Source organism: Xanthomonas sp. LMG 8993, from assembly GCF_009835065.2.
In the GTDB taxonomy this organism is placed as follows: Bacteria; Pseudomonadota; Gammaproteobacteria; order Xanthomonadales; family Xanthomonadaceae; genus Xanthomonas; species Xanthomonas arboricola.
Window position 1 is genome coordinate 113,138 of record NZ_QVIF02000009.1, and the last position, 24,160, is coordinate 137,297.

The following is a 24,160-nucleotide window of genomic DNA, read 5'->3' on the forward strand; positions in this document are numbered from 1 at the left end:
GCGAAAGGAAGACAGGATCCTGGGCCGACCGTGGCCGGCCCGTGGGATCAGTTCAGAGCAAAGTTGACCGGGACGCGGACACGTCCGGCGGCTTTCTGCCCGTTGACAGTGGAGGCGTTGAACTTCCACTTGCGTGCTGCGTCCATCGCGGCACGGTCAAGGTCGCGGTTGCGGCTGGACTTTTCGACCGACACATTGGTCACGTTGCCGTTGGCATCCACATCCACGATCAGGATGACCTCACCTTGGACACCGGCACGGAATGCAGCCGGCGGGTACTTCGGCGGGTTCATGTTCTTGGACGAGATATCGACACTGGCGCCGATGTCACTCGGCGGTTGCGGCGGAGCCGGCGGGCTCGGCGGCGTGACGATATCGCTGGGACGCGGTTCGGGAACATCGACAACCGGAGCTTCCGGCGGCGGCGGAACCGGTGACGGCTTCGGCGGCGACAGATTCTTGACCGGCGGTGGCGGCTTGTCTTCCGGCGGCGGCGGCGGCGGCGGCGGCGGGGGAGGAGGCGGTGCATCCACCAAGGTGACCATGGTGGTGCGCTCCTTCTCTGCCGGAGCCTTCGGCGCCACTGCAGGGATCAGCAACATCATCAGTGCAGTGAGGTGCAAGGCAATTACGAAAGCAATGCCGATAATGCGGGCCCAGCTCAGACCCTGGTTCCCGGCATCATAGTCATGCCTGTGGATAACGAGTTGTTCCGTCATGCGCCAATGGCTCTTTCAGTGGGGGCCCCGGATCACTGTGATGATCCCCAGGTTTTCGGACGGCTTTGACACCGCAGGAACCCCCAAGCTTATACCAATCCCGAGTCCTGTAACCACTAAAAACACAGGGATTTCGGGGGTTTATTTTCTTTTTTACTTCAGATTGATGATCTTCTTGGCGTCATCAGGTTTTTTGACACCCTTGGCGATTGCCTGCTGCGCGGCCTGCTTGGCCTCCGGGATGCGACCTTCCGAATGCAGCACCTTGGCCAGATTCAGATAGGTCTCGCCGTCCTTGGAAAGCGGTGCGGCCTTTTGCCAATTCTCGATCGCCTTGGGCACGTCGTCGCTGTAGTAATACGACTGTGCCAGCGCAAGGTATGTCTGATAATCGGGTTTAAGGATGCCTTTTTGCATACCTTCATTGATGACCGCGATGACGTCCTTTTCCTTGTTCTCGGTGTTGGCGTAGATGGAATACAACTGCTTGTACTCCTTTTCTTCGGTCAACTGCCCGGCAGCGCGCAGCTTGTCCATCACTGCGGCGGCCTTGTCCATCTGGTCGGCCTGCATATACATGCTGGCCAGGTTGAGCTGGGCCTTCTTGTCGTTCGGCGTCTTGGCGGCGAGCGCTTCGGCAGCGGCCACCGCTTCACCGGTCTGGCCGGCTTCGGCGTAGGACGCCATCAGCAACTGGTTCCAGGTGTCCTTCGGCTCGGGCGAGGCGGCAATGGCCTGCTTCAGCACCGGAATGGCTTCCTTGTAGCGCTCGGCCTGGTACAGCGCCTGGCCCTTGAGGATCAGGTCTTCCGGACGCTGCGACTTGCTCTCTTCCAGATACTTGTCCAGCGTGGCCAGGCCTTCGGCCTGCTGGTCGTCCTGCATCTGCAACTGCGCCAGCATCAGCATCGACTGGAACTGGCCGTTGTTGTCCAGCGCATTCAGGCCGATCGCCTGCTGCAGGTACTTCTTGGCAGCAGCAGTGTCGTCCATGTTGTACGCCGCCTGGGCGGCCAGCTGCGACGCCAGCGCCTTATCGGCTTCGTTGGCCGAGCCATTGGCGAGGATCTCGTCGGCCTGGCTGCGCACGGCCGGGAAGTCTTCGCCCTTGTTGAAGGTTTCGATCAGCTTCTGCAGCTTGCTGCCCATCTTGGAGGAGGGCTTGATCGTCGGCGCGGCGCGGGTGGACTGCGGATACAACTCTTCGGCCTTGCCGCTGTTCTTGGACTTGCGGCTGGCGCGCTCGGACGACCGATCCGACTGCGCAACCGCGTCGGTGACGACAGCCCCGCCCAGGGACGCGGCGATGAACAGGGACAACAGGGCTTGCTTGCGGTTGAGCAGTTTCATGTTTCACCTCGGACGAGCCGCCGTCGGGCGGTACGAAAAGCGGAATAAACGCTGTACGAAAAATCTGAGCCGGCAAACTTAGCAGAAAGTCTCAGTTCCCGAAAACGGTTTCCATGCTGTGTTGCGACATTCGGTACGTGAGCGCTGCGATATCAGCCGCAACGCGGCACGCGCCCGTCCTGTCGCGCCTGCTGGTAAACCGGTTCGAGTTGATTGACGTCTGCCTGCAGTTCGCGGATGCGATTGGCGGGGTCGGGGTGGGTGGACAGCCACTGCGGCTGGCGATTGCCGCTGGCGGCCATCATGTTCTGCCATAGCGTCACGGCCTGGGCAGGGTCGAAGCCGGCCTGGGCCATCAGGCGCTGGCCGACCACATCGGCCTCGCTCTCCTGGGTACGCGAGCCGGGTAGCAGGAATACGGTCTGGGCAGTCATCCCGCCGACCTGGTTGACGGCACTGGCGGCGCCGTCGCCGTAGGCCGCGCCGGCTAGCGCGCCAATGATGCCCAGGCCGGTCTGCGCGCCGAGCTGGCGGGTGATGCGCTCTTCGTGATGGCGGGAGATCACATGCCCGATTTCGTGCCCGAGCACGGCAGCCAGCTGATCCTGCGTCTTGGCGACAGTGAATATGCCGGTATTCACGCCGACCTTGCCACCGGGCAGCGCAAAGGCGTTGGCTTCGTTATCCACGAACAGCGCGGTTTCCCAGCGGGTTTCGCGCCACTGCGGCGGCAGCTGCGCCACCAGCGCATTGACCACGCACTGCACGTAGGCGTTCTGCTTGCCGTCGGTGCTGACTTTTTCCTTGGCCTTGGTCTGCGCGAACGATTCGGCGCCAAGCTTGTCGAGCTGGTCCTGCGTGACGCCTCCCACCACCTGTCGGCGGCCGGTCGGCGAGGTTGTGGTGGCACATGCCGTCAGTGCAAAGACGGCGACAACGATCAACAGCCTGGCTTTCATTCAATCCCCCTTGAACTCTGGGGGCATTTTGGCAGGCTCGTCTTAACTTTTCGTCAAACGGCTCAGCCGATGCCAAAAAAGTACAGTGCCGCCAGGGCGGTGGCGTTGTTGACGCCATGCGCCACGATCGGTGCCCATAGCGTGCCGGTGCGCCAGTACAGCCATGCGAACGCCGCCCCCATGCCGCCGTACACCAGCCACAGCTGCACGATGGCAGCCGGTCCGTTGCCGCTGACGCCGGGCACTTCGTGCACCAGCGCAAAGATCGCGCTGCTCAGCGCGATGCCCAGCCAGGGCCGGCCAGCGGCGAGCAGGCGGCCGAACAAGACGCGTCGGAACAGCAATTCTTCATACGCCGGGGCGATCGCCACGGCAAACACCACCAGCGCCAGCGGCCATTGCCTGATGGCTTCTTCCATCAGCGGCAGGTTGGTCGGCACCGGTTTGATGCCCAACGCGGATGCCGCGACGCTGACCAGATTGCTGAGCAGGAACACGCCGACCGCGATCAGCGCGGTCCAGCCCCAGGTGGAGGCACGCCTTGCAGCGGCGCGCGAGGCCCGGTGTTCGTCTGCCGTCGCACGGCGGCGCCAGTAATACAGCAGCAGCGCCGGCGAGGCGGTGCTGACCAACGCGGTGAGCAATTGCACCAGCACGCCGGGTTGGCCGATGGTGGCCATGATCTCGCTCGAGGACAGCGTCAGGCCCTGCGCCTTGGCGGCCTGCACGGCACTGACGCCGCGGAACACGCCCCAGAGCGCAAACCCGGCCACGCTCAGCGACAGCAGCAGGCCGGTGGCGATCAGCACATCGATACCGAAGCCGAGCAATGGCGGCAGCAGCGGGGCGGTGCCGGCGGCCGGCGTCGTTACCGGCCGCGAAGAAGGATCTGCGCTCATCGTCGTCCTGAAAAAACCGCAGGCGTCGGCGCAGCGCCTGAGCGGTGCGCCGACGGGCAACGGTGGCTCAGATGTCCAGGTTGGACACCTTCAGCGCGTTGTCCTCGATGAAGTCGCGGCGTGGCTCGACCACATCGCCCATCAAGGTGCTGAAGATCTGATCGGCGGCCACGGCATCTTCGATACGCACCTGCAACAGGCGACGCGTGTCCGGATTGACCGTGGTTTCCCACAGCTGTTCGGCGTTCATTTCGCCCAGGCCCTTGAAGCGCTGTACCTGGCGGCCGCGCTTGGCCTCTTCCAGCAGCCAGGCATGCGCCTGGGCGAAGCTGGTGATCGGGTGGGTCTTGTTGCCGCGCACGATCTGCGCGCCTTCGCGCACCAGGTCGTGCAGGGCAAGCGAGACCTCGCGCAGCGGACGCAGCTCGCCGCTTTCGAACGCGCCCATCGGCAGCACCTGGGTGAATTCCTCGCCCATGTGCCTGCGCACCGCCACCAGCGACGCCGAGGCGCCATCGGTAGCCGGGTCGAAACGCAGCTGGTAGCGCGCCGTGCCCAGGGTGCCGCGGTTGAGCACCGCCTGCAGCGCATCCAGGGTGGGATGCACCTCGCCTTCGGCCTGCAGCTTGTCCACATCCAGCGGCGGCAGGTCGATCAGCGCGGTGAGCAGCGCCGGGTCGTAGCGGTGCGCGTTGCGCGCGATCGCCTCGTTGGCGCTGGTGAACAGCATCAACAGCTTTTCCAGCGCCTCGCCGGTGATCGGCGGCTCGTCGGTGGCGGGGATCAGCGCCGCGCCTTCGACCGCGTTGCTGGCCAGGTAGGCGTTGAGCGCCGCGTCGTCCTTCAGATACAGCTCGCTCTTGCCCTGCTTGAGCTTGTACAGCGGCGGCAGGCCAATGTAGATGTAGCCGCGCTCGATCAGCTCAGGCATCTGCCGGTAGAAGAAGGTCAGCAGCAGGGTCCGGATGTGCGAGCCGTCGACGTCGGCGTCGGTCATCAGGATGATGCGGTGGTAACGCAGCTTGTCCGGGTTGTACTCGTCGCGGCCAATGCCGGTGCCCAGCGCGGTGATCAGCGTGCCGACCTGGTCGGAGGCCAGCATGCGGTCGAAACGCGCGCGTTCGACGTTGAGGATCTTGCCGCGCAGCGGCAGCACCGCCTGATTCTTGCGGTTGCGGCCTTGCTTGGCCGAGCCGCCTGCCGAGTCACCCTCGACGATGAACAGTTCGGACAGCGCCGGGTCTTTTTCCTGGCAGTCGGCCAGCTTGCCGGGCAGGCCGGCGATGTCCAGCGCGCCCTTGCGGCGGGTCAGGTCGCGCGCCTTGCGGGCGGCTTCGCGCGCACGGGCGGCGTCGACGATCTTGCCGGTGATGGCCTTGGCCTCGTTCGGATTCTCCTGCAGGAACTCCTGCAGGCGCGCACCGAAGGCGTTTTCCACCGCCGGGCGCACATCCGAGCTGACCAGCTTTTCCTTGGTCTGCGAGGAGAAGCTGGGGTCGGGCACCTTGACCGACAGCACCGCGATCATGCCTTCGCGCATGTCGTCGCCGGTGAGCGCGACCTTGGCCTGCTTGGCGATGCCGTTCTGCTCGATGTAGGTGCTCAGCACACGCGTCAGCGCAGCGCGGAAACCGGCCAGGTGGGTGCCGCCATCCTTCTGCGGGATGTTGTTGGTGAAGCAGTACATGGTTTCCTGATAGGCGTCGGTCCACTGCAGGGCCACGTCCACCACGATGCCATTGTGCTCGCCGGTCACCGAGATCACGTTCGGGTGCAACGGCGACTTGAGCTGCGCCAGATGCTCGACGAAGCTGCGGATGCCGCCCTCGTAGTGGAAATCGTCGCGGCGGCCGTCGCCGCGCTCGTCGATCAGGGTGATCTTGACGCCCGAATTGAGGAACGACAGCTCGCGCAGGCGGCGCGCCAGGATGTCGTAATGGAACTCGACGTCGCTGAAGATCGCCACGGACGGCTTGAAGCGCAGCGTGGTACCGCGCTTGGTCGAGGCTTCCAGCTGCTTGAGCGGGTACTGCGGCTCGCCCAGCGCGTATTCCTGCTGGTAGTGGAAGCCGTCGCGCCAGATGTCCAGCCACAGGTGCTCGGACAGCGCATTGACCACCGACACGCCCACGCCGTGCAGGCCGCCGGATACCTTGTAGCTGTTGTCGTCGAACTTGCCGCCGGCATGCAGCACGGTGAGGATCACCTCCGCCGCCGAGACGCCTTCTTCCTTGTGGATGTCGACCGGCACGCCACGGCCGTTGTCGGACACCGCGACCGAGCCATCGACCAGGATCTTGACCACGATGTCGTCGGCATGGCCGGCCAGGGCTTCGTCGACCGAGTTGTCGACCACCTCGAACACCATGTGATGCAGGCCGGTGCCGTCATGGACATCGCCGATGTACATGCCGGGGCGCTTGCGGACGGCTTCCAGGCCACGCAGCACGGTGATCTTGCTGGAGTCGTAGGTGCCGTTGGGGGTGGGCGAGGTGTTTTGTTCGTCGGTCATGCGTGTGCCGTTAGCTCCACAACACGGGCGCAGGCGGCAGGAGCCGCATCGCACCGTGGGAAAAGGGGGATAGCCCGTAAATTATACCAGTCGGCCCACCTGCGCCGCCGACGGTTACGCGGAGGGCGTCAGCACGGCCACATTGCCGTGTTCCACGTGGAACCGGTGCAGCAGTTTGCCGGATTCGGCCAGGCCGGGCGGCATTTCGGTTGCGGTGATCAGCACCTGCGCCGGTGCGGACGCCAGGCGCTGCAGCACGCGGGCCTGGTGGTGGCGGTCCAGCTCCGAGCCCAGGTCGTCCAGGGCAATCACCGGCCATTCGCCGCGCTCGTGGGCGAAGTCTTCGGCCTGCGCCAGCAGGCAGGCAAGGGCGGTGAGCTTTGCCTGGCCGCGCGAGAGCGCATCCTTGCCCGGCAATGCATCGAAGGCTGGCGCCCAATCGGCCCGGTGCGGCCCTTGCGAGGTGTAGCCGTTCTGGCGATCACGCTCGCGTGCCAATAGCAGCGCATCGGCCAACGACACCTCATGGCGCTTCCAGCCCGGTGCGAACGTCAGCGCGGACAGCCCGAGCGACGGGGCGATCGCGGTTGCGACCGGAATCAATCGCTCCTGCAGGCGCTCCAGATAGCGAAGGCGACGCGATGTCAGCGCTTCGCCGGATTCGGCGAGCTCGTGGTCCCAGGCATCGAGCATGCGCGGCTGCGCGCCCTGCTTGAGCAGGGCATTGCGCTGTTTGAGCGCTCGCGCGTAGCGCCGCCACAGTGCCAGGAAGTCAGGTTCCACGTGGAACAGCCCCCAGTCCAGGAAGCGCCGCCGCGGCTCACCGCCGCCACTGATCAACACATGGCTGCCGGGCTCGAAGGTCACGACAGCCAGCGCCGCACACAAAGCGCCTAGCTGGGCGACATCTTCGCCATCCAGCCGCCCCGTCCATTCCTGACCGCTATGGCGCAGCCCCGCCCGCCGCGTGCGTTCCCCGGTCGCGGCGGTTCCTTCGCGCCACTCCACGAAGACTTCCAGATCGCTGGCGCCTTGCTGGATCAGCCCGTCGCGTACACGGCCACGAAAGCTGCGGCCGTAGGCCATCAGATGCAACGCTTCCAGCACGCTGGTCTTGCCCGCGCCGTTATCGCCGGTCAGCAGGTTCAAGGAACTGGCGGGGTGGAGGTCGACGGTCTCGAAACGACGAAGTCGATGGATGGACAACCGCACTACGTGCATCGATCGGTCTGCTCTGCGCTGTGATCCGGCATCCCGGTCGGAGCGGAGGATACGTGATCGATGCGGATCCTGCCCGCGCAGACGTGAAGCGACCCAAGGGACAGGCAGGGGACAACCTGTGGATAAAAAGCAGGCCCGAGCAGCCGTTCCCGCTTATCCACAGGTTGCGGACCTCTCTACACGGGTCTAGACACAGGGTTTCGAGGCCTAAAAGTAATTTAAAAACAAACACATAGGGTGGTTTCCGGCGAAATCTGGCCCTACCATCACCACCAAGCTCTTAAATTATTTATAGATTTAAAAGCAAAGCGCGATGTGCATAACTCAAAAACCGGCTCAAGGACGCTCACGCTAGACGCAGCTGGTAATACTGGTTGGAAGCGAACCACTTCGTTCTTGATGAACCCATTCAGGCTAACTCCAGTGAGCGCGACTTCGCTGGACGACGAAACGCAGCATGCATGGCCACCGAATCTCACTGGAGCTGCGACAAGCCGGCTTTCCTCAATGCGGTTGGTGACACGAGGAGAAGCACGTCGTTCCACGTGCATTCCGTGGACTTTCCAACAAAGCCTCCGCAACTCGACAGGTCACGGTTAGGTTGCCTGCTTGCCCAGAGCACAGCGATCGCACGCGGCGCGTTCCCTAGGCAAGACAGCTCACTGATCCTTGGACATGTCTGAAACACAGACGGGCAAAGTATCCGTGCTGACGACAGCAGCGCACCGGGCTGATGCCAGTTTTTTGATATCGCTCGTGTTCCAACTCACACCCGTCAATCCAAACAAACGAACCAGTGCCCTTGTCCGGCCCTCGAAGTCTGACTACCCGTGAGTGGCGTCTATCGAACCGTTCTTGGCTTGGTAAACGTGCGGCATTGATGCTCTGAGGCTCATGCCCGAAGGCAAAGTAGCTCCGGGTAAGGCACTGACGCATCTGGGCACCCAATACCAGCGCAGAGCGGATGCCCACGGACGCTCAAGCTTCCCAAAGCCTTACACCGCAACGAACGTAGCGATATTGACTTCCAGAACAAAAAAGCCCGGCTTTCGCCGGGCTCTTCGTGTTCCACGTGGAACGCGACGTCAGAGACGCAGCGGCATCACCACATGGCGGGACTTCTCGCTGCTTGCCTCGCGCACCAGTGCCGACGAATTTGCATCGCGCAGCTGGATAACCACGTGCTCATCGCGCAGTGCAGACAGCGCGTCGAGCAGATAGTTGACGTTGAAGCCGATGGCCAGATCGTCGACCTTGGTGTCGGCCTCGATTTCTTCCTGCGCTTCTTCCTGCTCGGGGTTGTGTGCGCTGATCTTCAGCTGACCCGGCGACACTTCCACACGCACACCACGGTACTTCTCATTCGACAGGATCGCCGCACGCTGCAGCGATGCACGCAGCGCTTCACGGTCCACCTTGACCTCGCGATCGGCGCCGATCGGAATCACCGCCTCGTAATCCGGGAAGCGGCCGTCGATCAGCTTGGAGGTGAAGGTCACATCGCCACGCTTGACGCGGATATGGCTACGACCGACTTCCAGCTCCACTTCGCGGTCCGCCGCTTCCAGCAAACGCAGCAACTCGGTTACGCCCTTGCGCGGCACGATGATCTGGCGCTTGGCACCGCCGGATTTTTCCAGCTCGGTCTCGCACAGCGCCAGACGGTGGCCGTCAGTGGCCACGCACCGCAGCAAGCCCTCGCGCAGGTCGAACAGCAAGCCGTTGAGGTAATAACGCACGTCCTGCTGGGCCATGGCGAACGCGGTCCGCTCGATCAACTCCTTCAACGCCGCCTCTGGTACTGCAACGCGCTCGGTGGCTTCGACTTCGTCCACCGACGGGAAATCGTTGGCAGGCAGCGTTGCCAGGGTGAAGCGGCTACGCCCGGCCTGCACCGTGACCTTGTCGCCGGTCTGCGAGATGGTGACGCGGCTGCCGTCGGGCAGGGCACGCAGGATGTCGAACAACTTGCGCGCCGGAATCGTGGTTTCGCCGTCCTGCGCGTCTTCCACCATCGTGCGCGAGATCATTTCCACTTCCAGGTCGGTACCGGTCAAGGAGACCTGTCCGTCTTTGACCTGCACCAGCAGATTGGCCAGAACCGGCAGGGTTTGACGGCGTTCGACCACATTGACCACCTGGGCCAATGGTTTGAGGAAGGCTTCGCGCTGCAGTGTAAAACGCATGTGGTTCCGTGCCCCTATGCTTTAAAAGATAATGGAATAAATCAAAAGCTTGGTGGTGATGGTAGGGCCGTTTTCAGCGGATAACCACCATAACTGTTTGTTTCCAAAGACAAATTAGCGCCTGAAAGTCGTTGGACTAGTGCCCCTGGTCTGGCGGTAAAACCTGTGGATAGTTTTCCGCCCGACCTGCGAGGCAACGTTATCCACAGATTCTCCCGCATTTGACCCCAACGTTTCCACGCTTTTCTCCAAGCGGGCGGTCAAGACCGTTGCCGGCCTACTCGCTGAGCTTGCGAATCAGCTTTTCCCAGTCCTCGCGCAGCTTGCCGTCGGCCTCCATCAGCGTGCGGATCTGCCGGCAGGCATGCAGCACGGTCGTGTGGTCGCGGCCGGCGAAGGCGTCGCCGATCTCGGGCAGGCTGTGTTCTGTGAGTTCCTTGGCCAGCGCCATCGCCACCTGGCGCGGACGCGCCAGCGAGCGGGTGCGTCGCTTGGAGAGCAGGTCCTTCATCTGCAGGCCGTAGTAGTCCGCCACGGTCTTCTGGATGTTGGGAATGCCGATCGCCTGCTGCTGGGCGCGCAACAGGTCGCGCAGCGTCTCCTGGGCAAACTCCACCGTGATCGACCGGCCGGTGAAGTTGGCGCGTGCAACCAGCGTGTTGAGCGCACCTTCCAGGTCGCGCACGTTGGAGCGCATCTTCTTGGCGATCAAGAACGCCACGTCGTCCGGAATCTCGGCGCCGCGCTCGCGCGCCTTGGCTAGCACGATCGCCGCGCGGGTCTCGAAATCGGGCGGGTCGATCGCCACCGACAGGCCCCAGGCCAGGCGCGACTTCAGCCGCGGCTCCAGGCCTTCGACCTCACGCGGATAGCGGTCGCAGGTCAGGATGATCTGCTGGCGGCCATCGAACAGCGCGTTGAAGGTGTGGAAGAACTCCTCCTGCGTGCGGTCCTTGCCGGCGAAGAACTGGATGTCGTCGATCAGCAGCGCATCGATCTGCTGGAACTGGCGCTTGAACTGGTCCATCGCCTTGTCCTGCAGCGCCCGGATCATCGCGCTGAAGAACTGTTCCGAGCGCAGATACATCACCTTGGCGGCGGGATTGGCCTGGCGCAGCGCGTTGCCGGCGGCAAACATCAGGTGGGTCTTGCCCAGGCCGGTGCTGCCGTACAGCAGCAGCGGGTTGTGGGCGCGGTCGCCCGGCTTCTGCGCGGCCTGGATCGCGGCGGCCAGACCGAGCTGGTTGCTGCGACCCTCGACGAAGTTGGCGAAGGTGTAGTGCGAATCCAGATTGCCGGCGAACGGCACGATCGGCGCGGCAACCGGTGCGCTGGGCGTGGCCATCGGTGCCGGCTGCGGTTCCGGCGCACGCGGGCGGGAGCCGACCGCCAGCGCCACTTCGCCGTTGCCGACGAAATACGCCACCAGCTCGCGGATCCGCGGCAGGTAGCGCTCGCGGACCTGGTCGACGATGAAGGCGTTCGGCGCATACAGCACGATGCTGTCGCCGCGGTCTTCGGCTTGCAGGGGTTTCAACCAGGTGTGGACGTCCTCGGGCGGGAATTCGGCTTCGAGACGTTCCAGACAGCGGGGCCAAGCATCCATCAAAGTATGATCATCTGTTGCTGGCTGCGGCGCGCAGAAAAGCGCCGTGCTCGCAGCCCGGTAGTGAAAAGAGGATGCGCCAGACTAGCACCGAGGACAGGGTTTTCCCAGACTTATTCACAGGTCCATCCACAGGGCTTGACCGCCATCACCTCCGCTAACATCTGCGGGGAGTTGACCCGGCCGCTGATGGCCCTATAGAATTGCCGGTTCTATTCGTCTCCATTCATGCAGAGGGCCCCATGGCCACCAAGCGTACTTTCCAACCCAGCAACCTCAAGCGAGCACGCGACCATGGCTTCCGCGCACGTATGGCAACTGCCGACGGCCGCAAGATCCTGGCTCGCCGCCGCGCCAAGGGCCGCAAGCGCCTGAGCGCTTGATTGCCGCGCCGCTCCCTGCGGCCGAGGCAGTCCCTAACGTGAACGCATCGAACCCGTGCAGGCGATTTCCTCGCTCTGCGCGGGTTCGTACGCGTGCGCAATATACGGTCGTTTTCGATACTGCACGTCGTACCTCGGACCCGTTGCTCAGCCTGCACTGGCGGACCGGCGATACGCCGCCGCGCCTGGGCATGGCGGTGTCGCGCAAGGTCGACACGCGTGCGGTGGGACGTAACCGGATCAAACGCGTATTGCGCGATGCCATGCGGCATCTGCTGCCCGAGCTTGCCGGCGGCGATTACGTGATTGTGGCGCGCTCCGCAGCCGCAAAAGCGACCAATCCACAGATTCGCGACGCTTTCCTGCGTCTGCTGCGCCGTGCCGGCGCATTGCCCCTGCCTGCTGCGCCCGGCACAATGCCGCCCGCCAGGACGATGCACCCATCCTCCCTTTCCCCGACAGAGCCGGAACCCAGTTCCGACTGAGCGAGTTGCTGCCCGATGAACCAGACCCGTGTTTTCCTGATTTTTGCCTGGCTGATGGTCGCGGCGCTGCTGTGGATGGAGTGGGGCAAGGACAAGGCCGCCGCCAATGCGCCGGTGGTTGCGGCGACGCAGTCGGTGCCGGCTGCGCGCGATCTGGACGCTGCGGCACCGTCGGCCAATGTGCCGTCGGCCCAGGCCATTCCGCAGGCGGGCGTGCCGGGCGCTGTACCGGCGACCAGCACGACTGCCGCGCCGCCGGCCGCTGCCGGCGCCGCGCCGGTGATCACCCTGACCTCGGACGTGCTGCGCCTGAAGCTGGACGGCCGCAGCGTGCTCGATGCCGAACTGCTGCAGTTTCCGCAGACCAAGGACGGCACCGCGCCGGTCAGCCTGCTGACCGAAGATGCCGCGCATCCCTATAACGCCACCAGCGGCTGGGCCAGCGAGCATTCGCCGGTACCGGGCGTGGGCGGCTTCCGCGCCGAACAGCCCGGCACCGCATTCGAACTGGCCAAGGGCCAGAACACCCTGGTGGTGCCTTTCGTGTGGAATGGCCCCAACGGCGTATCGATCCGCCGCACCTTCACCCTGGAGCGCGGTCGCTATGCGATCTCGATCAAGGACGAGGTGATCAACAAGAGTGGCGCGCCGTGGAACGGCTACGTGTTCCGCAAGCTGAGCCGGGTGCCGACCATCCTCAGCCGCGGCATGACCAACCCGGATTCCTTCAGTTTCAACGGGGCGACCTGGTACAGCCCGCAGGAAGGCTACGAGCGTCGCGCGTTCAAGGACTACATGGACGACGGCGGCCTCAATCGCCAGATCACCGGCGGTTGGGTGGCGCTGCTGCAGCACCACTTCTTCACTGCGTGGATTCCGCAGAAGGACCAGGCCTCGCTTTACGTGCTGAACCAGGACGGCCCGCGTGACGTGGCCGAACTGCGTGGCCCGGCCTTCACCGTGGCGCCGGGCCAGACCGCGACCACCGAAGCGCGCCTGTGGGTGGGCCCGAAGCTGGTCAGCCTGATCGCCAAGGAAGACGTGAAGGGACTGGACCGGGTAGTCGACTACAGCCGCTTCTCGATCATGGCCATCATCGGCCAGGGCCTGTTCTGGGTGTTGAGCCATCTGCACAGCTTCCTGCACAACTGGGGCTGGGCCATCATCGGCCTGGTGGTGCTGCTGCGTCTGGCGCTGTATCCGCTGTCGGCTGCGCAGTACAAGTCCGGTGCCAAGATGCGCCGCTTCCAGCCGCGCCTGGCGCAGCTGAAGGAGCGTTACGGCGACGATCGCGTCAAGTACCAGCAGGCGACGATGGAGCTGTTCAAGAAGGAAAAGATCAACCCGATGGGCGGCTGCCTACCGCTGCTGATCCAGATGCCGATCTTCTTCGCGCTGTACTGGGTGCTGGTGGAATCGGTGGAACTGCGTCAGGCGCCGTGGCTGGGCTGGATCCAGGATCTGACCGCGCGCGATCCGTACTTCATCCTGCCGGTGCTCAACATCGCCATCATGTGGGCCACGCAGAAGCTGACCCCGACCCCGGGCATGGACCCGATGCAGGCCAAGATGATGCAGTTCATGCCGCTGGTGTTCGGCGTCATGATGGCCTTCATGCCGGCCGGCCTGGTGCTGTACTGGGTGGTCAACGGCGGCCTGGGTCTGCTGATCCAGTGGTGGATGATCCGCCAGCACGGCGAGAAGCCGAGCAAGATCATCCAGGCCAACGCCAAGTAAGCGCAGTTGCACAGAGCCCGCCGCAAGGCGGGCTTTCTGCATGTCGCCGCAGTTGCTGTCTGCCCTGTTGTCTTCATTGCCAAGGACGCCGTCGTGATGTCATCGCCGCTGTATCGCCTGTGGCTGTGCGCCGCTTTCGCAGGAATGCTGGCGATGGCCGGCTGCGGCAAGCAGACCGCCGGCGAGGCAGCGTCTGCTGCCAGCACCGCTGCGCCGGCCGCCACTGGTGCGCCAGCCGAAGCCGACAGCGACGACGCACGCGCACTGATCGCGCAGCTGCGCGAGCAACTGGACCGGCATCGCCGCATCATCGTGTTGCTGGCCGACGCGGATGCCCAGACGCCACGCGATCGCGCCACCTCCAGCAGCGTGGGGCAGCAGCTGTTCCATGAAAACCTCCAACAGCGAGAACGCATCGCTGCGCGATTCGAGACGGTGCTGACGTCGAACGCAGCGCGTCGCTTCGCAACGATCGCCACGGTGCTGGACGAGATCGAATCGGCACCGGATCTCTACGATGCCGACCGCCTGGCGTTTGCCGAAGTGTTGCGCGACCTGCACGCACGCATTGGCCGCGATTCGGCACTGCCGGCGGTGAAGCTGCATCAGCGCATCGGTGAGGATCTGGAAGCGCTGGACGAGATCGAGCGCAGCTACAACAAGGAACTGACGCAGATTTTCAGCCGCTTCGATCGCAGCCGCGCGATCGTGCCCAAGCGCGAGAAGTGGGACGACTACGTGGCGCATCTGCGCAGCCTGTACACGCGCGAAAAGATCCTGCGCGATCATGGCGTGGTGGAGCCGTACCCGTTCTCCGCGCGCGATAGCGACAGCGAAATCTTCGGCCGCGACCTGCCGCCCAAGACGGTGGTGCTGACCTTCGACGATGGCCCGCACAAGGCCTATACCGAGGAGATCGTGGCCATCCTCAAACGCTACGACGTACCGGGCGTGTTCTTCGAAGTGGGCCGCAACCTGGGCAGCCTGGACGCGCAGGGCAAGCCGACACTCGCGCCGTTATCCAAGATCAGCCACACGCTGATGGAAGAAGGCTATGCGGTGGGCAACCACAGCCTGACCCATGCGCAGTTGTCCAAGACCACCGGCGATGCGTTGCGCAGCCAGGTGCTGGACACCGACACGTTGTTGCGGGCGGTGGACGACAAGCGTGCGCCGTTGTTCCGGTTTCCGTATGGGGCGCGCAATGCCGAAGGCTTGCAGCTGCTGGGTGAGGCAGGCCTGAAGTCGATCATGTGGAACATCGACTCGATGGACTGGGCCGACCCTGTGCCCGAGTCGATCGTGCAGCGCGTGCTCGACCAGGTGAACAAGGAGCAGCGCGGCATCGTGTTGTTCCATGACATCCACGACCGTGCAGTGAAGGCGCTGCCGCAGATCCTGGATCGCCTGATCGCCGATGGCTACCAGTTCGCCGGCTGGAATGGCCGCGAGTTTTCGGTGGCGCGCGCGCCCGGCGCGGCGGCCGAGGCAACCGTGACCACCGGCTACGCCAACTCCTGGGCGATCGTGATCGGGATCGACGACTACGCGCACTGGCCCAAGCTCGAATATGCCGCCAACGACGCGCAGGCCATCGCCAGCACCTTGACCGGCCCGTTGGGGTTTCCGTCCTCGCAGGTGATCGTGCTCAAGAACGGGCAGGCCACGCGCAACAATATTCTTGCGGCATTCCACGATCGCCTCGGCGAGGGACGCGCGCAGACCAACGACCGCGTGTTCGTGTTCTTCGCCGGGCATGGCGCCACGCGCCGGCTGGCATCCGGGCGCGACCTGGGCTACATCATTCCGGTCGACTCGGATCCGCAGCAACTGGCCAGCGATGCGATCGCGATGAGCGACCTGCAGAACATCGCCGAAAGCCTGCAGGCCAAGCATGTGCTGTTCGTGATGGATGCCTGCTATAGCGGATTGGGGCTGACGCGCGGCGGGCCGACGTCCGGCGCCTACCTGCGCGAGAACGCACGACGCATCGCCCGCCAGATGCTCACTGCCGGCGGTGCCGATCAGCAGGTGGCCGATAGCGGCCCGAACGGGCATTCGGTGTTTACCTGGGTACTGCTGCAGGCGCTGGCGGGCAAGGGCGATCTCAATGGCGATGGCCTGATCACCGGTACCGAACTGGCGGCCTATGTCGCACCGGCGGTGTCGGCAGTGTCGGCGCAGACCCCGGCGTTCGGCAGCCTGCCCGGCTCGCAGGGCGGCGAGTTCGTGTTCCAGGTACCGAGTGGCGAGGAGTTCCTGACCGCCGGCACCGCGCAGTTGTCTGCCGACGCGATCGCACTCAACGGACGCGTGGATGCGGCGCGTCCCGCCGCCACCACCAGCGGTGCTGCAACAGCTGCGGCGCCGGTGACGGTGAAGACGCTGCAAGGCGGCGAAGCCAGGCTGGTCTTGCCGACGGCGGTGAAGAGCAGCGACCGTCAACGTGCGCAGCTGGCCAACGAGCGCGGCCTGCAGTTGTACAAGGAAAAACGCTACGCCGAAGCGGCCGAGCAGTTTGCCGAAGCCTTGAAGCTGCGCCCGGATTTCGCCTTGGCCGCCAACAACCTGGGCTTTGTGTACTACCGCCAGGAACGCTTTGCCGAATCGGCGCGCTGGCTGGAAAATACCCTGAAAATCGATCCGTCGCGTGCGGTGGCCTATCTCAATCTCGGCGATGCATACGCAAAAGCCGGCGACCGTGACAAGGCACGCAAGGCCTACGCCACCTATCTGGAACTGCAGCCGCAAGGCAGCGGCGCCGAGCAGGCACGCACGCAACTGCAACGCCTCTGATCCGCGCAACCTGTCTGACTATGTCTTCTTCGCCATCGACCATTGTTGCCATCGCCAGCGCCGCCGGAACCGGAGGCATCGGCATCGTGCGCCTGTCCGGGCCGCAGGCGGCGCAGATCGCCGCCGAGCTGGGTGTCCCGAATCTGCAGCCACGGCAGGCACGCTACGCGCGCTTTCGCGATGCGCAGGGCGAGGTGATCGACGATGGCATCGCCTTGTGGTTTCCGGCGCCGCACAGCTTCACCGGCGAGGCGGTGGTGGAACTGCAGGGACACGGCAGCCCGGTGCTGTTGCGGCAGCTGGTGGCGCGTTGCATTGCGCTGGGCGCGCGCCAGGCACGCGCGGGCGAGTTCAGCGAGCGCGCCTTTCTCAATGGCAAACTCGATCTGGCGCAGGCCGAAGCCATCGCCGATCTGATCGCCGCCGGCGATCTGCGCGCGGCACGCGCTGCGCGCAGATCCTTGGACGGTGTGTTTTCGCAACGGGTCGATGCGCTCAGCGACAGCCTCACCCGGCTACGCGTCCATGTGGAAGCGGCGATCGACTTTGCCGACGAGCCGCTCGACACCCTGGGAGGGGCGCAGGTGCGCGACGGGCTACAGCAGGCGCGCGCATTGCTGGCGCAACTGCTGCGCGATGCCGAGCGCGGGCGCAAGCTGCGCGACGGCCTGCACGCGGTGCTGATCGGTCCGCCCAACGCGGGCAAGAGTTCCTTGCTCAATGCATTGGCCGGTAGCGAGCGCGCCATCGTCACCGATGTCGCCGGGACCACCCGCGATACCTTGCAGGAAGCCATCCAGCTCGATGGTTTCGAACTCGTGTTGGTCGACACCGCCGGCCTGCGCGAGGGCGGTGATGCGATCGAGCGCGAGGGCATGCGTCGCGCACGTGCGGAGTTGCAGCGCGCAGACCTGGCGCTGGTGGTACTGGATGCACGCGACCCGCAAGCCGCGCGCGATGCGATCGGCGATGCCATCGATACTGTGCCGCGTCAGCTGTGGATCCACAACAAATGCGATCTGCTGGCCGAAGCCACAGCGCTCGATCGCGACGCGGTCGCGGTCTCGGTCTCGGCGGTGACCGGGCAGGGACTGGAGCAGTTGCACGCCCGGTTGCGCGAGCTTGCGCTGGGCGACGGAGCGGACAGCGTGGAAGGCGAATTCTCCGCACGCACGCGGCATGTCGAGGCATTGTGCCGCGCCGAACAGCATGCAGACGCAGCGGATCTGGAGCTGGGCTTCGAACAGCTCGAACTGGCCGCCGAAGAATTGCGCCTGGCACAGGAAGCACTCGGCGAGATCACCGGCAAGCTGAGCGCCGACGAATTGCTGGGCAAGATCTTTTCGAGTTTTTGCATCGGCAAGTAAACCGCTTACCTGCCGCGACGCATGACGAGCCGATGTAGACGCTGGCTGTTGGTGTTCTGCATCAAGGAAAGGATCAAGGATCAGGGACGGCGACAAGCACAACGCTTGTACAGCGGGTCACATGCCGATACCGGAACTCGAAGCGAGCGCCCGCAACTGCGCTGCAAAACGCGTCACATCACACCCGGCAGCACCGTCTGCAATGCCGCGTTCTCGGCATCGCAGGCTGGCGATGCAGTGGCGGTGGCAGGTTGCTTTGCATGCGCCTTGTCGATCTCGCGGCGCGCAGCGGCTAGATCCTTCTGGAACTCGGGGTTGTCGTGCAGGGCGGCGACGGTGGCGGCGCCCATGATGCGGCCCTGCAGGACATCGCTCTGCCAGTGCACGTTGCAGACCAGGCGGCTGTCGCCGAAGGCGCGGCCGCGGGCGAGCAGGGCGTCGCGCTGGGCGGGTGCCAGCTCGGCCAGGATCAGGCCCCAGCTCCAGCCGATGGCGGTGTGGCCGGAGGGGTAGGAGCCGTTCTTGCGCAGCGCCGCGTCATCGTCGGGCGTGCACATCGGCTGGTCGTTGCGCATGAACGGGCGTGGCCGCTGATAGCGTGCCTTCGCCGCGCTGGTGCTGGTGCTGGCGTCGCGCATGCTGCGTTCGAGCAGACGCAGCAGGTGCGGGGTGTGGGCCTGGTCGATCTGGATACCGAGCGCGCAACTGAAGTGATTGGCGGCCGCCGGGAACGTCAGTGCAGCATCCTGTGTGGCCAGGTCCCAGCGTGGTGTGCCGCGCAGGGCAAGCATGGATGTGGCGATGGCCTGATCGTTGGCGAGCGCGGCGCTGCCGTCCTGTGGCGGTGGCGGTACCAGGCGCAGGCTGTCGGGCACCTGTGCTTTTTCCAGGTAGCCGTGTGCATCGGTGGCGATCACCGAGCCCGCCGGAGCCGCCTTGTCGCGGGCGCTCGCACTGCCGCATCCCCATGCCAGCACCGCGATGGCGACGCTGGACAGCGTCCGGAAACAAGCGCGAACAATGCGATCGGACATGCAGCAACCCTCGGACAACACGGATGGATGAGGGCGCAGATTACGACGCGCAGATGACATCTGCATGCCAGCGCAACGCAGTTGCGGCGCGGAATGCGCAGCCGCTGTCGCAGCACTGTCATGTCCCGGTCGCATCGGCGCAAGACAGCTGTCGCACGCTTGCCGTCATCTTTTGACTCGTCCCCCCTGCCGCTCATGCCCAAGACCCATCTGTTAAGTGCCGCCGTCCTTACCGCGCTCGTGCTGTCGCCGGCCGCCTACGCCGCCGATCCCGAGGTGACTGCCGACACCGGCACGACCGTGCAGCAACTCGACGCGGTCTCGGTGATCGGCCAGGGCGAAACGCGTCAGGTGCAGCGCATCACCCAGCAGGACATTCCGGTGTTGCCGCCGGGCACCAGCATCCAGAAGCTGCTCAACCGCATGCCGGGCGTCAACGTGCAATCCAACGATGCCTTCGGTGCCAACGAGGAGTCGCAGACGATCAGCCTGCGTGGCTTCAACGGCACGCGCCTGGGCTATACGCTCGACGGCCTGCCGCTGGGTGACAACGCCTACGGCAACTACAACGGCCTCAATATCAGCCGCGCCCTGATTGCGGAAAACTTCGGCGGCGTGGAGCTGGCATCGGGCATCGGCGCACTGGGCACCGCATCCACCAGCAACCTGGGCGGCACCATCCAGTACTACTCGGCCGATCCGTCCAGCGTGTTCGGCGGGCAGCTGTCGCAGACGGTGGGCTCCGATGCCAACCGCCGCACCTTCCTGCGCGTGGACACCGGCGACTACAACGGGTTTTCGGCGTATCTGTCCGGCATCAATGCCGAAGCCGACATGTGGGCGCGCCCGGAGTCGCCGACCACCACGCGGCAGTTCAATGCCAAGGGCGTGTACCAGTTCGACGGCGGCAAGCTGACCGCGTTCGCCGACACCTCGCGGACCTCGCAGGCCGATTATTCGTATCTGTCCAAGAGCGGCATGGCGCGTGGCCTGGGCTGGGACTGGAACCTGTACGCACCGGACTGGAACCGGGCGTTGGCCGCGGCGTACTGCGCACCGGCCACGCGCAATGCGGCGCGCTGCGGCTTCAGCGGCGGCGTGGACAACATCGACGATGCGTACTACCAGAGCCGCGCGTTGCGCGACGACGATCTGTTCTATGTGGCCGGCGACTTCCAGCCCAACGATGCCATCAGCCTGCACACCCAGGTCTACCACCACGAAAACAAGGGTCAGGGCCACTGGTGGTCGCCGGGCCAGGCGTCCAACCCGGGCACGCCGCAGGCATTGCCGATCTCCATCCGCAGCACCAATTACTGGATCAACCGCACCGGCGGCATCGCCTCGCTCGGCTGGAACCTGGGCCCGCATCATCTCGAAGCCGGGCTGTGGTACGAGCGCAATCACCACGATGTGGAGCGCAATTTCTACTGGATCGACGGGCCGGTCAGCGATGACAAGTTCCTGCAGGATCCCGACCGCCGGCTGTTCTCGCAGAACTACATCATCACCACGCGGCAGTTCTATGTGCAGGGCAACTTCAAGTTCCTCGACGAGCGCCTGAGCCTGGATCTGGGCATCAAGAGCCCGAGCACCGAAATGACCGCGCGCGAAACGCCGGGGCTGGCGGTGGAAGCGCCGGTGGCGACCGGTTCGATCAAGGCCAGCGAGTCGGTGCTGCCGCAGGTCGGTCTGGGCTATCGCATCGCAGACGGGCAGGAAGTGTTCGCCTCGTACGCGGAAAACATCGCCGCGTTCCAGGGCGGCGGCGCCGGTGGTCCGTTGCTGGTGACGCAGGCCTCCTTCGATGCCAGCGTCGGCGCACTGGAGCCGGAAAAGTCGCGCACCGTGGAAGCCGGTTACCGCTTCGTGCGTGACCGCTTCGAAGCCTCGCTGGTGGGTTACGACGTGACCTTCGACAACCGCCTGCTCTCGCTCAATCCCTGCGCCAGCATCCAGCAGGGCACCACGCCGGCCTGCACCACGCGCTTCTTCAACGTGGGCTCGGTGAGCAGCCGCGGCGGCGAACTGACCGTGATCTGGAAGCCGACCAGCTACCTGCAGTGGTACAACTCGGCCTCGATCAACCGCTCGACCTACGACGACAACTACGTGCAGAACGGGGTGATCATTCCGACTGCCGGCAAGACCACGGTGGATACGCCCAAGCGCATGTTTGCCAGCGAAATCGCCTTCAACTACGCCAACTGGAACATCAACCTGCGCGGCAAGTACACCGGCCAGCGCTACTACACCTACACCAACGACCAGGGCTTTGGCGGTTACACCTCGTTCGATGCGGGCGCCGGGTACGACTTCGGCCAGGCCGGCGTGCTGCAGGGGCTCAAGCTCTCGCTCAACGTGACCAACCTCACCGACAAGCGCTATGCGTCCAACCTCACCGCGTTCGCCAACAGCGATCCGAATGGCCGTCAGCTGGCATTCCATGCCAGCGCGCCGCGGCAGGTGTTTTTGACCTTGGATGCCAAGTTCTGAGTTAGGGATTGGGGAGTCGGGATTGGGGATTGGGGATTGGTAACAGCGGGTCTTATGGCTGCTGACTGATTTCCGGTGGTGATCGACGTGGATGGTTTTAGAGTGGCTGGCGAGACCTGTCGAGTGATTGTCGGGCGGATGCGACGATGCGGAGGTGCGGGATGCAAGGTCGTGCATCCCGCCTCGCTCATCGGCCGCGCTCATCTGGCGGTTGTGCCGTGGTGTTGATGGCTGCTTTTTTGTTGGAGAAAGGCATGATGCAGTTCCACCGTGCGTTGGTGTTGGGGGCGATGATGGTCGGCATGAGCGGGCCCGCGTTGGCAGAGGCGCCGTTGGCGAAGACGGTGCAGATCTTTGCGCACCGTGGCGCCAGCGCGTTGCGCCCGGAACACACCCTGGCCTCGTATGCCAAGGCGATTGTCGATGGCGCCGATTTTGTCGAGCCGGATCTGGTGTCCACCAAGGATGGTGTGCTGGTGGCGCGTCATGAGAACGAGATCGGCGGCACCACCGATGTGGCCAGCCACCCGGAGTTCGCCGCGCGCAAGACCCGCAAGACCATCGATGGCCAGGCGATGGAAGGCTGGTTCACCGAAGACTTCACTCTTGCCGAATTGAAGACCTTGCGCGCGCGCGAGCGGTTGCCGCAGTTGCGCGGCACGCGTTGGGATGGGCAGTTTCAGATCGTCACCTTCGACGAAATCATCGATTTTGTCGCGGCCGAATCGGCAGCGACCGGGCGCACGATCGGGCTGATTCCGGAGATCAAGCACCCGAGCTATTTCAGTGCGCTGAATCTGGCGATGGAAGACAAGGTGCTGGCGAGCCTGCGTGCGCATGCCTACACGCAGACCGCGCCGGTGGTGATCCAGTCGTTCGAGACCGGCAACCTGCGTTACTTGCGCGGCAAGATCGGGCGCAACAGCACTATTCGTTTGCTGCAGCTGTTGGGCGGCGCGCAGATGGCGCTGCCCGATGCGGGCGTAGGCAGCGCACCGCGCACCTACGCGCAGATGATCACGCCCGAAGGGCTGAAACAGGTTGCCAGCTACGCCGATGCGATCGGCCCGGACATCCGCAGCATCATTCCGCTGGATGCGCAGCAACGCCTGGGCACGCCGACCAGCCTGGTGCACGACGCGCATGCGGCAGGACTGCAGGTGCAGCCGTATACCTTCCGCCCGGAGAATTACTTTCTGGCCGCCAACAACCGCAGCAGTGCTGCGGTGACCGAACGTAACGAGGCCGGTGCATTGGCCGAGTTGAAGGCGTACCTGGATGCCGGTATCGATGCGTTCTTTGCCGACGATCCGGGCCTGGCACGGCGTGCGTTGAGCGAGCGTGCAACGCGTTAACCGTTGGACGCATATGCGGTCTGTAGGAGCGCGCTGGCGCGCGATGAAGCGTTCCCGATAACGCTCCATCGCGCGCTAGCGCGCTCCTACGTCCCAGGTGGCCGTTCGCGTGGCGGAAAATGCAGCACTACGTTCTGCGAGCCGTCTTCCTGGCGCTGCCACAGCACCGGCACCTGGCGTGGCGGCGGCGGTTCCAGCACGTCGCGTTCGGCGTTGCTGATCTCCCAGGCAGCGTCTTCGTCCTCGTCTTCCCAGCTGTAGCGCGGCCTGGCCTGTTGCGGGTCGCGCAGGCGCAGCAGCAGCGCGGCGATCAGGCCGGCCACCGCGCCGCCCAGATGCGATTGCCAGGACACGCCGGCCTCGTGCGGCAGGATGGTCAGCAACATGCCGCCGTAGAACAGGAAGGCGATCATGCTGGTGGCAATCGCCGGGCGGTCGCGGCGCAGCAGGCCCAGCACGAACACCAGGAACATCAGCCCGTGGGTGACGCCGCTGGCGCCCAGATGCCGGCTACCGGGCTCGCCCAGCAACCACGCGCCCAGTCCCGAGCCCAGCCACAGCAACGGCAGCGCCAGGGCGGTGGCACGCGGATACACGCTGCCGGCCAGTGTGCCCAGGATCAGCAGCGCGGCGGCGTTGGCGCCCAGATGCGCGAGCGAGCCGTGCAGCAGCGGCGCGGAGAGGATGCCGAGCAGGCCGTCGGCCTGCAGCGGTGCCACCGCCCAGGCGCGCCAGTCGAACATGCCCTGGGCGGTGAACACCGCCACCAGCAGCAGCACGGCGGCCAGGCTGAAGTTGAAGGCACGCAAGACCCGGGAACGATCCAGGCGGCTCTGGGTGGTGGGATCGGGGGCAAGGGAATGCGTTGTCATGCATTCACGGATGGCGGCGTGGTTTTGCCTTTGCAAGCCCTATTTGCGCGGGATAACCGGATCCGGCGGCGGGACAATCCTGCTGCCCGCCGGGCTGATACGAAGCCCGGCAGGCAGGCCGCGGCGGCCAATACCTCACCGCAGTTAGGTGTGGTGGCAACCAGGGCGCGGTCCCAATGCTCC

The 24,160-nt window shown here is 64.7% G+C and carries 17 protein-coding genes; 7 read left to right on the forward strand and 10 right to left on the reverse strand.

The genetic code is table 11. The features are described 5' to 3' along the window. Positions 1-47: 47 nt before the first annotated feature. From DYQ94_RS16245 to dnaA, 8 genes are all read right to left on the reverse strand, one after another. The gene (locus DYQ94_RS16245) at positions 48-719 is read right to left on the reverse strand and encodes an energy transducer TonB (protein ID WP_046345197.1); all 672 of its coding nucleotides are present in this window, start codon (positions 717-719) and stop codon (positions 48-50) included. A gap of 153 nt (positions 720-872) precedes the next feature. Next, on the reverse strand, positions 873-2,069 hold the full coding sequence (locus DYQ94_RS16250; RefSeq protein ID WP_024939146.1) for a tetratricopeptide repeat protein: 1,197 nt from the start codon (positions 2,067-2,069) through the stop codon (positions 873-875). 152 nt (positions 2,070-2,221) lie between these two features. Then, entirely contained in the window at positions 2,222-3,028 is an 807-nt protein-coding gene (locus tag DYQ94_RS16255; protein ID WP_016901838.1) for a M48 family metallopeptidase, read from the reverse strand. A 62-nt stretch (positions 3,029-3,090) separates the two neighbouring features. Beyond that, a complete protein-coding gene (locus DYQ94_RS16260; protein WP_126966904.1) occupies positions 3,091-3,927 on the reverse strand; it encodes a CPBP family intramembrane glutamic endopeptidase in 837 nt (278 codons plus the stop codon). Positions 3,928-3,994: 67 nt separating this feature from the next. Further along, on the reverse strand, positions 3,995-6,439 hold the full coding sequence (gene gyrB, locus DYQ94_RS16265; protein ID WP_016901840.1) for a DNA topoisomerase (ATP-hydrolyzing) subunit B: 2,445 nt from the start codon (positions 6,437-6,439) through the stop codon (positions 3,995-3,997). 114 nt (positions 6,440-6,553) lie between these two features. Continuing rightward, on the reverse strand, positions 6,554-7,660 hold the full coding sequence (gene recF, locus DYQ94_RS16270; protein WP_126966905.1) for a DNA replication/repair protein RecF: 1,107 nt from the start codon (positions 7,658-7,660) through the stop codon (positions 6,554-6,556). Between the two features lie 1,085 nt (positions 7,661-8,745). Beyond that, on the reverse strand, positions 8,746-9,846 hold the full coding sequence (dnaN, locus tag DYQ94_RS16275) for a DNA polymerase III subunit beta (protein ID WP_016901842.1): 1,101 nt from the start codon (positions 9,844-9,846) through the stop codon (positions 8,746-8,748). A gap of 277 nt (positions 9,847-10,123) precedes the next feature. Then, the gene (gene dnaA, locus DYQ94_RS16280) at positions 10,124-11,452 is read right to left on the reverse strand and encodes a chromosomal replication initiator protein DnaA (RefSeq protein ID WP_024939149.1); all 1,329 of its coding nucleotides are present in this window, start codon (positions 11,450-11,452) and stop codon (positions 10,124-10,126) included. Between the two features lie 242 nt (positions 11,453-11,694). Here dnaA and rpmH point away from each other — a divergent pair, with 242 nt between their 5' ends. From rpmH to mnmE, 5 genes are all read left to right on the forward strand, one after another. After that, the gene (gene rpmH / locus DYQ94_RS16285) at positions 11,695-11,835 is read left to right on the forward strand and encodes a 50S ribosomal protein L34 (RefSeq protein ID WP_002805908.1); all 141 of its coding nucleotides are present in this window, start codon (positions 11,695-11,697) and stop codon (positions 11,833-11,835) included. Positions 11,836-11,873: 38 nt separating this feature from the next. Continuing rightward, a complete protein-coding gene (gene rnpA, locus DYQ94_RS16290) occupies positions 11,874-12,320 on the forward strand; it encodes a ribonuclease P protein component (RefSeq protein ID WP_039512801.1) in 447 nt (148 codons plus the stop codon). 15 nt (positions 12,321-12,335) lie between these two features. After that, entirely contained in the window at positions 12,336-14,057 is a 1,722-nt protein-coding gene (gene yidC / locus DYQ94_RS16295) for a membrane protein insertase YidC (RefSeq protein WP_160954921.1), read from the forward strand. A 93-nt stretch (positions 14,058-14,150) separates the two neighbouring features. Further along, positions 14,151-16,853 carry a polysaccharide deacetylase family protein gene (locus tag DYQ94_RS16300; RefSeq protein ID WP_184428926.1) on the forward strand — a complete coding sequence of 901 codons (2,703 nt, stop codon included), beginning with the start codon at positions 14,151-14,153 and terminating at the stop codon, positions 16,851-16,853. A gap of 20 nt (positions 16,854-16,873) precedes the next feature. After that, positions 16,874-18,220, forward strand: a complete 1,347-nt coding sequence (gene mnmE, locus DYQ94_RS16305; RefSeq protein ID WP_184428924.1) for a tRNA uridine-5-carboxymethylaminomethyl(34) synthesis GTPase MnmE — start codon at positions 16,874-16,876, stop codon at positions 18,218-18,220. A gap of 173 nt (positions 18,221-18,393) precedes the next feature. On the opposite strand, the gene DYQ94_RS16310 is transcribed toward mnmE, so the two are convergent. Beyond that, positions 18,394-19,254: an acid phosphatase gene (locus tag DYQ94_RS16310; RefSeq protein ID WP_160954924.1), complete on the reverse strand. Its 861-nt coding sequence runs from the start codon at positions 19,252-19,254 to the stop codon at positions 18,394-18,396. 195 nt (positions 19,255-19,449) lie between these two features. On the opposite strand from DYQ94_RS16310, the gene DYQ94_RS16315 reads away from it, so the two are divergent. After that, entirely contained in the window at positions 19,450-21,750 is a 2,301-nt protein-coding gene (locus DYQ94_RS16315; protein WP_065033268.1) for a TonB-dependent receptor, read from the forward strand. Positions 21,751-22,004: 254 nt separating this feature from the next. Beyond that, positions 22,005-23,105, forward strand: coding sequence for a glycerophosphodiester phosphodiesterase (locus DYQ94_RS16320; protein ID WP_160954925.1), 1,101 nt, complete (start codon positions 22,005-22,007; stop codon positions 23,103-23,105). 86 nt (positions 23,106-23,191) lie between these two features. On the opposite strand, the gene DYQ94_RS16325 is transcribed toward DYQ94_RS16320, so the two are convergent. Continuing rightward, positions 23,192-23,977 (reverse strand): rhomboid family intramembrane serine protease, encoded by a 786-nt coding sequence (locus DYQ94_RS16325; RefSeq protein ID WP_160954926.1) that lies wholly within the window; start codon positions 23,975-23,977, stop codon positions 23,192-23,194. Between the last annotated feature and the right edge of the window lie 183 nt (positions 23,978-24,160).